Consider the following 12589-nt stretch of genomic DNA (forward strand, 5'->3'; position numbering starts at 1 on the left):
GGGTCGGCGAGCAGCACCGGGACCAGGGTGTGCAGTGCCCGGACTGCCCGGTCGACGGCGGCGCCGACCGGGGCGCTGAGTCCGGGCATGATGTCCTCGTCGCCGCGCGGGAGGACTTCGGGCTCGCAGGCGAGGACGAGGACGCGCGGGAGCGGTCCGTCGCCGAGGTGGGCCGCCAGGGCCAGCACCTTGGCGGGGTCCATGCCGTGGGCCTCGGGCGGAGCCGCGGCCGGGGTGGTGGCGACGGGCGGGTCGGGCTCGATCAGGGACAGGGTGCCGGGCCGGTGGCCGCGCGGGGCGGCGTCCACCAGGACGGCGGTGTCGTATCCGTCGAGGAGCTCGTAGGCCAGGTCCAGGCCGCGGATGCCGAAGTCCCGCACCCGTACGGGGGCCGGCAGCGGCCGGGACGCGAGCGCCTGCACGACGTGGGGGCCGAAGGCGTCGTCGGCGAGGAAGATGTTGCCGACGCCCGCGACGAGCATCCGGGGGCGGGGCCCGGGCGAGGCCGTCATCGCGGGTGCCCGACGACCGGCCGGCTGTCGGGCAGGGCCAGGGGGTCGGCGGGACCGCTCGGCACCTTGCGGACGAACGCCGAGCGCAGCGCGTGGTAGGGCGCCTGCGGGTCGAAGAAGATGTCGTGCATGCGGGCGAGTTCGGCGCTGCGGTGGTCCGCGAGCGGCCGAACCGTCTCGTCGCGTTCGCGGGCCGCCGCCTTGGCCTCGATGCGCCGGGCGACGTCGGGCGCGCCGGCGAGCTCGGCCGCCATGCGGGCGGTCTCGGCGGTGAACTCCCCCGCGGCGACGGGCAGCAGGCGGTCCACCAGGCCGAGGCCGTGCGCCGTGGCGGCGCTCATGGCCAGCGCCTCGGTGGTCAGCCGTTCGGCGGTGCGCGCACCGACGCGGCGCGGCAGGCTGTAGGTCCAGTACTCCGAGCCGTACAGTCCCATCCGGCGGTAGTGGGGGTTGAGCACGGCGCCGCCGCGGCACCACACCTCGTCCGCGGCGAGCGCGAGCATGACGCCGCCGGCGGCCGCGTTGCCGCCGAGCGCGGCGATCACCAGCCGGTCGGTGGTGTTCAGGACCGCCTCGACGAGGTCGTTCATGGCGCCCAGGTTGGTCCAGGACTCGGCGGCGGGGTCGGGGGCCGCCTCGATGACGTTGAGGTGGATGCCGTTGGAGAAGAAGTCGCGGGCGCCGCCGAGGACGAGGACGGGCGTGGGGCGGGCGAGCGCGTGGCGGTAGGCGGCGAGCAGCCTGCGGCACTGGTCGGTGCTCATGGCTCCGCCGGGGAAGGAGAAGGTCAGGAAGCCGACGTCGCCGCGTCGGCGGTAGCGGATGTCGGTCCAGGTGCGCCGTTCGGGGGGCAGTTCGAGCGGGACGGGCGCCTCCGGGAGCGAGCAGGGGTCGAGGACGGAGGTGGCCGGTCGTTTGAAGGGCGCCGGGTCGCCGGAGTTCTTGCGCGGCCTGAGTTCCGGGATCCACACGGCACCGTCCCGGGTGGCGCGGCACACCGCTCCCGCGCGGGTGGCGAGCGGTTCGCCGGGGCGTCCGCGCAGCCTGTCCTCGGGGTGGCCGCCGTGCAGGAACACCTCCCGGCCGTGGAGTTCGTCGAGCACGCCGGGCTGGGAGTCGGCCCCGCGCAGTTTGCGCAGCACGGTCGCGGTGCTGTCGTTGTCCCAGTCGATGCGGCGCTGTGCCTGGCGCATGACGTCCCGCCACATCACACGGACGGACGGGTCGTTCTGCGGCCGCGGCTTGAACGAGCCTTCCTGGTGGCGTCGCACGGCCTGCAGCACGGCGGCCACGGCGGCGTCGGCGACCTCGTTGCGGTACAGGTCGCTCTTGCCCACGGGGGCCGTCTCGAACGGCATCGCCGCCCAGATGTCACCGGCGTCCATGGCCGCCTCGGCCTGCAGGACCGTCACGCCCCAGCTCGCGGCCTGGTCGGCGATCGCCCAGTCCAGGGAGGACGGGCCGCGGTCCCCGGGGGGTCCCGGGTGCACGATGAGGCAGGTGTGCTCCCGCCACACGTCCTCGGGCAGCGCCGTCCGCAGCATCGGGGCGACGATCAGCTCCGGATGCGTTCGCGCGACGGCCGCGCGGACGGCGTCGGCGCCGTGCGAGGCGAGGACGGCGTCCACCCGGTGCCCGTGGTCCGAGAGTTCGGCGTACACGCGCTGGGCCAGGCTGTTGAACGCGCTCACGACGAGCAGAATGTCCATGACGCGGCATGGTGTCTGTTTCGCCGGGCTCCGGAAAGGACCGTTGCGGCGTTTCACCCACCCCGGTCAGGTCTCTTCCTCCATCCGGATCGAATTCCTCAGCTCCTCGAAGGCGGGGCTGTGGTCGTCCTTGTTCATCTCCAGCAGGGCCCGGGCGAGTGCGTCGAGCTTGCGCTGGATGGCGTGCTCGGCGCGCATCTCGGCGTTCTTCAGCAGGGCGAGCAGCAGCAGCGTCACGGCGGTCATCGCCTCACCGGCCAGCAGCAGCAACTCCAGGTCCAGGTGCGCCGCGTGAGCGGCGGCGAAGAAGCCGACGAGGAGCAGGCAGATCAGGAAGAAGACCGGCGAACTGGTGAAGTTGGAGGAGTACTCCGCGAATTGGTCGAACCGGCCACGCCGGGGGCCGCCGCGGTGCACGGGACTCTTGAACGTCATGAACGAGAGCCTTTCCCCACCGCGCCTTCACCGAGCCGGCCCTGACGGCCTTTCAGCCCGCCGCTCCCGGCACTCGGCGCGTCGCCTCGCTACTTTCCGTTCATATGATGTAACAGTCTGCACATGATGTGTCAGCATGATACCGACAGGGCCTCCGTCCGTCATGACGGGGCATCAGGACAACATCCTCGTCGTCGCGGACTGCGCGGGGCGCTGCTGATCGCGGCGACCGCCGCGGCGCTGGCCGGCGGACCCACGGCGACCGCGCTCCCGTCCCGGAGCCTCGGCCCGGACTGGGACTCCATCGCCCGCTGCGAGTCCAGCGGCAACTGGAGGGCGAACACCGGCAACGGGTACTACGGGGGCCTGCAGTTCGCGCAGTCCAGCTGGGTGGCGGCCGGCGGGAGGAGGTACGCGCCCCGGGCGGACCTGGCCACGCGCCGGGAGCAGATCGTCGTGGCCCGGCGGCTGGCCCGCCTGCAGGGGATGTCGGCCTGGGCCTGCGCCTGAGCCCGTCCCGTCGGCGCGTTCGTTCCTGGACTGCCCCGCCTTCCCGGGCCCCGGACTCCCGCCGCCGGTCAGCACAGCACGGCGAGCGCCCCGGGCAGCACCCGGGCGGTGACGGGCAGGACCGCGTCGACCTCGCCGTCGGCGCCGTAGGGCACCGCGCGGTCGGCCTCGATCCGGACCTCCCGCCCGCGCAGGATCCGCACCTCGGGCCGGGCGACGTGCGCGCCCGACTTCAACTCGTTCATCAGGGCGAAGAAGAGCCGACGGGGTGCGGCGCGGATCATCACCACGTCGAGCAGACCGTCGTCCACCCGGGCGCCGGGGGCGATCATCCGGCCGGAGCCGTAGTACGCCGAGTTGGCGGCCACCACGGTGTAGCCGCGGTGGCCGTGCTCCTCGCCGTCCACGGTGACCCGATAGGTCGCCGCGCGCCAGGTGGCGACCGCCCGCAGTCCCCCGGCGTAGTACGAGGCGGCTCCGCGCAGCAGCCGGGCGTGGTTGGCGTGCCGGTTGGCGAGCGCGTCGACACCCGCGTACACGCTGCCGAGGACGACGGTGCGGGGGTGGGCGGCCGACTCCACCTCGATGGTGTCGACATGGCGCGGGCAGTGGTGCAGCAGCACGCGGGCCAGTGCGGACGGGTCGGTGGGCAGCTCGAGCGCGCGGGCGAAGTCGTTGCCGCGGCCGGCCGGGACGAGACCGAGGAGCGTGCCGGTGCCGCTGAGGGCGCCGCCGATGCCGCCGGCGATGCCGTCGCCGCCCACGGCCAGGACGACCCGGCCCCGCTCGCCCGCCTGCCGGGCGAGCTCCTGGGCGTGGGTGAGGTTGCGGCTGTACTCGGTCTCCAGTTCGGCGCCCGCCTCCCGGAGCAGCCTGGCCACCCGCAGCAGCGCCGCGGCACCCGCGGATCCGCCCGCGGTGGGGTTGACGATGGCGGTGAACTGTCGCATCGGTGGGGCCTCCGGGGCGGGAAGAGGGCGATCGGGAGAGCGGACGGTCGCGGTGCGGCGGCGGTCGGCCGGTGTGAGCCGTCCCGGGCGGACCGCCCGGGACGGTTCGGCGGCGCGTCAGTCGAGGGGGAGCAGGACTCCCGGATTGAGCAGGCCGCCCGGGTCGAGCCGCCGTTTGACGGCTCGCAGGGCCTCGATGCCGAGCGGCCCGGCCTCCCGGACGTATCCGTCGCGGTGGTCGGTGCCCACGCCGTGGTGGTGGCTGATGGTGCCGCCGGCGGCGAGGATCGCCTCGCCCGCGGCGTGCTTGGCGGGCGCCCAGTGCGCCACCGGGTCCTCGCCCTGGGCGCTGACCACGGTGAAGTAGAGCGACGCGCCGTTCTCGTAGACGTGCGAGATGTGGCACATCACGAGCGGCGGGGTGCCGGACTCGGTGAGCGTCGTGGTGAGCGCGGCGCGGACGGCGGCGTACAGCTCGGGCACGCGGGACCAGAACGCGGCGGTCTCCAGGGTCTCGGCGAACGCGCCCACGTCCAGCAGCGCGTCGCGCAGGTACGGCGCCGAGTAGCGGCCGTGGGCCCAGCGTTCGCCCGGTTCCGCGCCGAGATGCGTGCCGCCGCACTCGCGCAGGACGGCACCGGCCCGCGCCCTGCGGTGGGCGACGTCCTCGGCGGTGCCCTCGTAACCGACGATCGCCTGGCACCCTGCGGGCTGCGGCTCTCCGGAGGCGCCGATGGCGTCGGGCTGGGCGAGGCCGATCAGGGTCTCCGTCTCGTCGGACAGGCGCAGCACGGCCGGTCGCGGCCCGTCCTGGGCGAGCCGCCGCAGAGCGGTGGCGCCCTCCTCGAAGGAGGCGAAGCGCCAGCCCTCGTAGAGACGGGTCTGCGGCAGCGGGCGCAGGCGCACGGTCACCGAGGTGATGACGCCGAAGGCGCCCTCGGAGCCGAGGACCAGCTGGCGCAGGTCGGGTCCGGCCGCCGAGCGCGGGGCGCGGCCGGCCTCGAGGGTGCCTTCGGGGGTGGCGAGGGTGAGGCCGAGCACCATCTCGTCGAAGCGGCCGTACCCGGCGGACGCCTGGCCGCTGGAGCGGGCCGCGGCGAAACCGCCGATGGTGGCCCACTCGTACGACTGCGGGAAGTGACCGAGGGTGAAGCCGTGCTCGGCCAGGAGCGCCTCGGCGTGCGGGGCGCGCAGTCCCGGTTGCAGGGTGGCGGTGCGGGAGACGGGATCGAGGGCGAGCAGGCCGTCCATGCGGCGCAGGTCCAGGGCGACGAAGGGGCGCCGACGGGACACCGACTGCTCGGGGGCGAGACCGCCCACGACGGAGGTGCCGCCGCCGAACGGGACGAGGGCCAGGCCGTGGGCGGCGCAGGCGCGCAGGACGGCGAGCACGTCGTCGTGCGTGGCGGGAAGCACCACCGCCGCCGGGGGGTCGGCGACGTCCCCGCACCGGATCCGCAGCAGGTCGGGGGTGGACTTGCCGCGGGTGTGGCGGATCCGGGACTCGGCGTCGGTGCGGACGTACGCCTCGTCGCCGACGGCGTCCCGCAGGGCCCGGTGCGCGGCGGCGGTCAGCGGTGACTCCGGGACGTCGATGTCCTCCAGCTCGACCGGACCGGTGCCGCGCGGCTTGACCCCGAGCAGGTCGCGCAGCAGCGCGGTCACCGTGTCGGGCAGCGGTGTGGCCTTGGCCGGGTCGCCCCAGCCGCTCCACAGCATGTCCATGGGGTTGTTCCTCACCGGTCGGATCGAAGGGGCGTTACACTGTTACACATGACGCCTATTCGTCACAATGGTTCAGGGAGTCCGAACGGCAAGGGCGACCCCGTGGCAGGGCCTGGCACGCCGGACGCGGCCGACTCGCCCGGCACGTACGGTTCACCGGCCTCGGGCGCCTCGGCCCATGACCCCGTGCTCGACGCCGTGCGCGACTGCGTGCTGGCCGTCGGCGTCCGCCGTACGACCCTGACGGACGTGGCCCGGCGGGCGGGCGTGTCCCGGATGACGCTGTACCGGCGCTGGCCCGACGTGCGCTCCCTGGTGGGCGATCTGATGACCCGTGAGTGGATCGACGTGGCCACCCGGGCGATGCCGGAGCGGCGGCCCGGGACGGAGACGCGCACGCTGATCGTCGACGGCCTGGTGTCCGGTGTGGCGGCGTTCCGCGCGCACCCGCTCTTCCGCAAGATCGTCGACGTCGACCCCGAACTGCTGCTCCCCTATGTACTGGACCGTCGCGGGGCCAGCCAGGAAGCACTGCTCGCGCTGCTCACCGACGCCCTGCGCGAGGGCCACGCCGACGGTTCGGTGCGCACCGGCCACCCCGCGCGGCAGGCCAGGTCCCTGCTGCTGGTCGTCCAGTCCTTCACGCTGTCGCTGCGCACGATGACCGACGAGGACGACCCCGATCTGACCGCCGAGGCGTTCCTCGCGGAACTGCGGACCATCCTGGAGAGGACCCTGACGCCATGAGCCCAGCCCACCCGTACGCCGGTCCGGGCGGCACGGCCCCCGGATCGTCGCTGACCGCCGCGCGCCGCGCACCGGAACTGACCCGGACCGTCGGCGGGCCGGCCGTGGACGTCCTGGTCGTCGGGCTGGGCGCGACCGGCGCGGGGGCCGCGCTGGACGCGGCGGCCCGCGGACTGACCGTGGCCGCGATCGACGCCCACGACCTGGCCTTCGGCACCTCCCGCTGGAGCTCCAAGCTCATCCACGGCGGACTGCGCTACCTGGCCTCCGCCCAGCTCGACGTCGCGCACGAGAGCGCGGTCGAACGCGGGGTGCTGATGGAGCGCACCGCACCTCACCTGGTCGGCGCCCAGCCGTTCGTGCTGCCCCTGACCCCGCTGGTCTCCCGCGGTCAGGCCGCCCTCGCCTGGGCGGGCTTGCGCGCGGGCGACGGGCTGCGCCTCGCGGCGCGCACCGCCCGCGCCACCCTGCCGGCGCCCCGCAGGCTGTCCGCCGTCGAGACCCGCCATCTCGCTCCGGCGCTGCGCCGGACGGGGCTGCGCGGTGGCCTGCTGTCCTGGGACGGCCGGCTCGCCGACGACGCCCGCCTGGTCACCGCCGTCGCCCGTACGGCGGCGGCGCGCGACGCGCGGATCCTGACCCGGGTGCGGGCCCTGGAACTCACCGCGCGCGGCGCCCGGGTCCGTGACGAACTCACCGGTGAGGAGGGCGAGATACGGGCCCGTGCCGTCATCAACGCGTCCGGTGTGTGGGCGGGCGGCCTGGTGGACGGCATCCGCATACGCCCCTCCCGCGGCACCCACCTGGTCCTGCGGGCCGACCGCCTCGGTCCGCTGCCCGCCGGGCTGCACATCCCGGTCCCCGGCGAGACCAACCGTTTCGTCCTCGTCCTGCCCCAGGGCGACGGCCGGGTGTACGTCGGGCTCACCGACGAACCCGTCGACGGCGAGATCCCCGACGTTCCCCAGGCCCCCGAGACCGACATCGGATTCCTGCTCGACGTCCTGGGCTCGGCACTGGACGTGCCGGTCCAGCGCGACGACGTGGTGGGCGCCTTCGCGGGACTGCGCCCGCTGCTGGACACGGGTGCCGGCTCCGGCGGGGCGCCCAGGACCGCCGACATCTCCCGCAGGCACGCGGTGCTCACCTCGCCGGAGGGCGTGATCACCGTGGTCGGCGGCAAGCTCACCACCTACCGGCGGATGGCCGAGGACGCCGTGGACGCCGCCGTCGCAGCGCACCGCCTGCCAGCGGGGCCCTCCCCGACGGCCTCACTCCCGCTCGTGGGCGCCGCCTCGCCGCAGGTCCTGTCCGCGCTCCGGGCGCCGCGCCGCCTGATCCGGCGCTACGGCACCGAGGCACCGGCCGTCCACGCCCTGGGCAACCACGACCCGCGGCTGCGTGAACCCGTACTCGAGGGCCATCCCGTCACCCGCGCCGAGCTGGCGTGGGCCGTACGGCACGAGGGCGCGCTCGACGAGGCCGACCTCCTCGACCGGCGCACCCGCATCGGCCTGGTCCCCGCCGACCGCGACGCAGCGCTGCCGGCGGCGCGGGAGGCGGTGGGAGAGGCACTCGGGTCCCGGTGAACCGGGGGGCGGTCCGGGGGATGCCGGCACGTGTCGCTCGTCGGCTTGTGGCGCGCTGCGCCGGGCCGTCGAGCGCCGGATCGGGCCGTGGTACGGCCCGGCGCCGGCCGTACCGGGGCAGGCCGGGCCCTTCCGGTGAGGGTCCCTCTCCGGCGAGGGCCCTTCTCAGGTGACGGTCAGGCCGCCAGGGATCGGCCCGGGTGCAGGCGGTCCAGGAGCTGGGTGCGGTGCAGGGCGGACACCGAGGCGAGGAGGTCGGGGTGGCGCAGCAGCGCGGCCGCCCGGCGGTCCTGCTCGTCCGGGGCGAGCAGCCGGCGGAACTCGATCGGTGCGCCGACCGCGTGGCCGCCTTCGGCGAGCGCGGCCACCGCACGGTCGGCGAGCTCGGGGTCGGTGAGCAGGCAGGCCGCCCAGCTCGCCACGACCTCGTCCACCCAGGTGCGCCAGGCGTACGCGTCAGGGTCGTCGCCCTCGGCGCCGGTGATCCAGTCCAGCCGGGCCGAGCCGCCGGGGCCCGACATCCCGACCAGGGCGGCGTCCATGGGTGTGGGGTAGCGCAGCCAGGCCGCGACCGTGACCGCCTGGCGCGCCTGCATCTCGCACAGGGCGGAGTCCAAGGCGCCGCCGGCCGCCGGGTACGCGCTGGTCAGCCATTGGGCCGTCGCCGCGATGAGAGGGGAGAGATCTTCGAGCACTGCCGGGCCGTTCGAGCTGTTCACGGACGAAGTCCACGGACAAAGAGACTGAGTCCACGGACAAAAGGGACTGCATGAAACGGTAGCCCTCGGACCCCGGGAAAAATATGGCCCAGACCTCCTCCGGGGCGTGGCTTCTGCCACACCGCACGCGCCGGTGACGGCGGTGCCGGCCGGAGGCGGCCCGGGCCCTGTGCTCGCTGTGGTGATGTGCCGGTGATCGATGTTCCTGGTGGTGTGCCGGTCAGTCCTCCGCGGGGAAGCGTTCCCAGACGCGGTGCGCGCCCAGGAGGCGGGCGATCTGCTCCAGTGTGGTGGGCCCGCTGTCGCCGACGATCACGCCGGGTGCGTCGACGGGCACACCGGCCGCCTCGAGCGATGCCTCGGCGCCCTTCCAGGCACCGATCGCCTTGCCGTGCCGGAAGGCCTCGGACAGCAGCAGGTTGACGCGCGGGTCGTGGGTCGCCTGCTCGGGCGAGGGCAGCGGGGACTTGGCGTCGCGCGCGCCGTAGGCGTCGGCGCCCACTCCCGGCGTTCCGGCCAGCAGGACGGCGTCGAACTCGACGGAGCGGGCGGTGGCGTAGGTGCGCTGGACGGCCAGCGCGTCGGCGCCGTTGCCGAGCTTGCCGCCGGACGGTGCGACGACGAGGGGGACCATGCCGCCGGCGAGCACCGCCTCACGTACGGCCCGTACGCCGTCCAGGTCGCCGTCCGGTCCGGCGATGATCCCGATGACCCTGCCGTCCGTCGGCCAGGTGTGCCCGACCTGGGAGAGCGCCGGGCTGGGCTCGACGTCGGCCAGTGGCACGGTGGGCTGCGGTGCGGGCAGCCCCAGTCCGGCGGCGACCTTCGCGCACAGCTCGGGATCGATGTTGGCGAGCACCTTCAGGCCCCGTTCCCTGATGGCCTGCTCGTAGCACTTGCCGAGTTCGAAGGTGTAGGCGCCGATGATGTGCTCGCGTTCCACCGGGCTCATGCTGAGCCAGAACCGGCGGGGCTGGCTGAAGTGGTCCTTGAAGGTCTCCGGCGCGTCCCGGACCTTCTTGGCCTCCGGGACGCGTACGGGCGCCTCGATGTAAGCGCCCGTGTCCGCGCCGGCCGTGAAGGGGCAGCCACCGTCGAGGGAGTTGGGACGGTAGGGGGCGACGCCCTGGTGCACGCCGGTCTGGTGGAAGCTGTCGCGCAGCATGTCGTTGACCGGTGCGTGCGTACGGTTGATCGGGATCTGCCCGAAGTTGGGGCCGCCCAGGCGGGTGATCTGGGTGTCCAGGTAGGAGAACAGGCGTCCGGCGAGCAGCGGGTCGTCGGTGATGTCGATGCCTGGGACGAGATGGCCGGGGTGGAAGGCCACCTGCTCGGTCTCGGCGAAGAAGTTCTCCGGGTTGCGGTTGAGGACGAGCCGCCCGATGGGCTGCACCGGGGCGAGTTCCTCGGGGACGATGTTCGTCGGGTCCAGCAGGTCGATGCCCTCGAAGGTCTGCTCGGGGGTGTCGGGGAAGGTCTGGATGCCCAGTTCCCACTCGGGGTAGGCGCCCGCCTCGATGGCGTCCGCGAGGTCCCGGCGGTGGAAGTCCGGATCGACGCCGTTGATGATCTGCGCCTCCTCCCACACCAGGGAGTGCACGCCCAGTTTGGGCTTCCAGTGCCACTTCACCAGCGTGGTGTTGCCCTCGGCGTTCACCAGGCGGAAGGTGTGGATGCCGAAGCCCTCCATCATCCGGAACGAACGCGCGATGCCCCGGTCGGACATGTTCCACAGGGTGTGGTGGGTGGCCTCGGTGTGCAGGGTGACGAAGTCCCAGAAGGTGTCGTGGGCGCTCTGCGCCTGCGGGATCTCCCGGTCCGGGTGCGGCTTGGCGGCGTGCACGACGTCGGGGAACTTGATGGCGTCCTGGATGAAGAAGACCGGGATGTTGTTCCCGACCAGGTCGAAGACGCCCTCGCCGGTGTAGAACTTGGTCGCGAACCCCCGGGTGTCGCGCACGGTGTCGGCGGAGCCGCGGGACCCCAGCACCGTGGAGAACCGTACGAAGACCGGGGTTTCGACGTCCTTGGCGAGGAACGCGGCCTTGGTCACCGAGGCGGCCGTGCCATAGCTCTTGAAGATGCCGTGCGCCGCCGCGCCGCGGGCGTGGACCACGCGCTCAGGGATGCGCTCGTGGTCGAAGTGCATGACCTTCTCGCGCAGGTGGTGGTCCTGCAGCAGCACCGGTCCGCGGGGGCCGGCCTTGAGCGAGTGGTCGGTGTCGTACAGCCGTGCGCCCTGGGCGGTGGTGAGGTAACTTCCGCCCTGTGCCATGACGGACTGGTCCGCACCCGTCGGCTGCCCCGTGGGCGAGACGGTGTCCGGGCCGGTCTGGTCCGGCTTGGACGGCAGCGGCCCGTGGGGCTCCGTGGGCTCCTCGACGGAGGGCGACCGGGAACCCGGCTTTCCCGGGATGCCCCCCTCCGGTCCCGCGCCGTCGCCCTGGAGTGCGTCGGCGACCTTGTGGGCTGCCTGCTTGATGGGGTTGGCCTCGCTCATCAGTACCGTTCCTCCGCTTCTGGCCGTACCGCAGGGCATGCGCCTCGGCCGTGTGCTGTCCGAACAGGGCGGTCGTCTCCGGTCACGGCGGTCTTCACCGCTGGACCCGAACCAGATGGATGACCCGAATAAAGGGACCAAACGCCCTAAACGGGCATCGGCCCTGTCAATCTCTCACGGTGGGGAGCTCGGCGCATGGGGCACGCAACGAGGGAGTGAACCCCGGCCCGCGTCACCATCCCGTGCCCTCCTCCCGAGCCCCGACACCTCGACGCCCACCCGCGTACCCAGGCGGGGGCACTCAAGCCCTGCGGAACGCGCCTCGGTTACAGTGACGCGCTCGTGGGGAGGGGAGAGACCCGCTCCCACAGGGAGGGGAGAGACCAGGTGAGCTTCGGGGCGGGAACGGCGTGGCGGGGTGCGGTCGCCGTGACAGTGCTGCTGAGCGGGGTACTGACGGGCTGCGCGCAGAAGTCGCAGGGCGACGGGTCCCGTGCCTCGCGTGCGGCGGCGACGGCCGACGCGAGCGCGGGCGCGGACGCGGCGGGAGACGCCGCCCGGCGCGGCGGCAGCGTCGGGGCGCCGGAGTCCGCGTGCCCGCTTCCCGTCGGCTTCGACGTCGCCGCCGACTGGAAGGCCAAGGCCGTCGAAGCGGCGGCGACCGGTGGCTCCGCGGCGGACAAGGACCTCGCGGACGCGTTCCTGCGGCAGGGACCGGTGACCGCCGCGTGCGAGATCGACGCCAAGCCCGCCGGGAACATCGGTTTCCTGCGGGTCTACACCGGCGAGCCGGGTTCGCAGGACGCGCGCTCGGTGCTGCGGGCCTTCGTCGCGGCCGAGGGTGACGTGAGCAAGGAGCGGTACCGCCCGTTCAAGGCGGGCGACCTCGACGGCGTCGAGGTCGAGTACCTGTACACGAGCAAGGTCATGGAGGGGTCGAAGAAGGAAAGCGCCCTCGCCGTCGTCACTCCGAAGGGACCCGTCGTGCTGCACCTGGGCGGGCTGGACACCGAGGAGCACGACCAGATGCTCCCCGCCTACGAACTCGCCAAGCGGACCCTGCGCCTCGCCTGACGGACGGCCGCCCCGCCCCGCCGGTCGCAGCGAACCGGTTACGCCGTGTCGGAACGGGCACGTCGGGTACCCGGCCGGGCACGAGAGGGCGTCCGGGACCGGGCGAGGCGGCCGACCTC

11 protein-coding genes are annotated in these 12589 nt (G+C 73.8%); 4 read left to right on the forward strand and 7 right to left on the reverse strand.

Annotation, left to right across the window (positions count from 1 at the left end):
• From BZY54_RS26845 to BZY54_RS26855, 3 genes are all read right to left on the reverse strand, one after another.
• Window positions 1-512 (reverse strand): hydrogenase maturation protease (locus tag BZY54_RS26845; RefSeq protein ID WP_086727938.1); only part of this gene is annotated, 512 nt, incomplete at its 3' end.
• Window positions 509-2221, reverse strand: a complete 1713-nt coding sequence (locus BZY54_RS26850; RefSeq protein WP_086727903.1) for an enoyl-CoA hydratase-related protein — start codon at window positions 2219-2221, stop codon at window positions 509-511. The genes BZY54_RS26845 and BZY54_RS26850, both read right to left, overlap by 4 nt.
• A gap of 66 nt (window positions 2222-2287) precedes the next feature.
• Window positions 2288-2656, reverse strand: coding sequence for a hypothetical protein (locus tag BZY54_RS26855; protein WP_086727904.1), 369 nt, complete (start codon window positions 2654-2656; stop codon window positions 2288-2290).
• Window positions 2657-2782: 126 nt separating this feature from the next.
• Here BZY54_RS26855 and BZY54_RS26860 point away from each other — a divergent pair, with 126 nt between their 5' ends.
• Window positions 2783-3166 carry a transglycosylase family protein gene (locus BZY54_RS26860; protein ID WP_425276318.1) on the forward strand — a complete coding sequence of 128 codons (384 nt, stop codon included), beginning with the start codon at window positions 2783-2785 and terminating at the stop codon, window positions 3164-3166.
• 68 nt (window positions 3167-3234) lie between these two features.
• Here BZY54_RS26860 and BZY54_RS26865 read toward each other — a convergent pair whose 3' ends face one another.
• Together BZY54_RS26865 and BZY54_RS26870 are read right to left on the reverse strand one after the other, a co-directional pair.
• Entirely contained in the window at window positions 3235-4116 is an 882-nt protein-coding gene (locus BZY54_RS26865) for a diacylglycerol kinase family protein (protein ID WP_086727906.1), read from the reverse strand.
• A gap of 117 nt (window positions 4117-4233) precedes the next feature.
• The gene (locus tag BZY54_RS26870) at window positions 4234-5841 is read right to left on the reverse strand and encodes an FAD-binding oxidoreductase (protein ID WP_086727907.1); all 1608 of its coding nucleotides are present in this window, start codon (window positions 5839-5841) and stop codon (window positions 4234-4236) included.
• A gap of 48 nt (window positions 5842-5889) precedes the next feature.
• Between BZY54_RS26870 and BZY54_RS26875 the strand changes: the two genes are divergently transcribed.
• Both BZY54_RS26875 and BZY54_RS26880 read left to right on the forward strand, forming a co-directional pair.
• Entirely contained in the window at window positions 5890-6588 is a 699-nt protein-coding gene (locus BZY54_RS26875; protein ID WP_425276317.1) for a TetR/AcrR family transcriptional regulator, read from the forward strand.
• Entirely contained in the window at window positions 6585-8177 is a 1593-nt protein-coding gene (locus tag BZY54_RS26880; protein WP_086727908.1) for a glycerol-3-phosphate dehydrogenase/oxidase, read from the forward strand. Before BZY54_RS26875 ends, BZY54_RS26880 begins: the two co-directional genes overlap by 4 nt.
• 176 nt (window positions 8178-8353) lie before the next feature.
• Here BZY54_RS26880 and BZY54_RS26885 read toward each other — a convergent pair whose 3' ends face one another.
• Together BZY54_RS26885 and BZY54_RS26890 are read right to left on the reverse strand one after the other, a co-directional pair.
• Window positions 8354-8872, reverse strand: a complete 519-nt coding sequence (locus BZY54_RS26885) for a hypothetical protein (protein WP_086727940.1) — start codon at window positions 8870-8872, stop codon at window positions 8354-8356.
• A gap of 244 nt (window positions 8873-9116) precedes the next feature.
• Complete coding sequence (locus tag BZY54_RS26890) at window positions 9117-11396, reverse strand: catalase (RefSeq protein ID WP_086727909.1); 2280 nt, start codon at window positions 11394-11396, stop codon at window positions 9117-9119.
• 387 nt (window positions 11397-11783) lie between these two features.
• On the opposite strand from BZY54_RS26890, the gene BZY54_RS26895 reads away from it, so the two are divergent.
• Complete coding sequence (locus BZY54_RS26895; protein WP_086727910.1) at window positions 11784-12470, forward strand: lipoprotein; 687 nt, start codon at window positions 11784-11786, stop codon at window positions 12468-12470.
• The last annotated feature ends 119 nt before the right edge of the window (window positions 12471-12589 follow it).

Source organism: Streptomyces carpinensis (assembly GCF_002154505.1).
GTDB classification, from domain to species: Bacteria; Actinomycetota; Actinomycetes; order Streptomycetales; family Streptomycetaceae; genus Streptomyces; species Streptomyces carpinensis.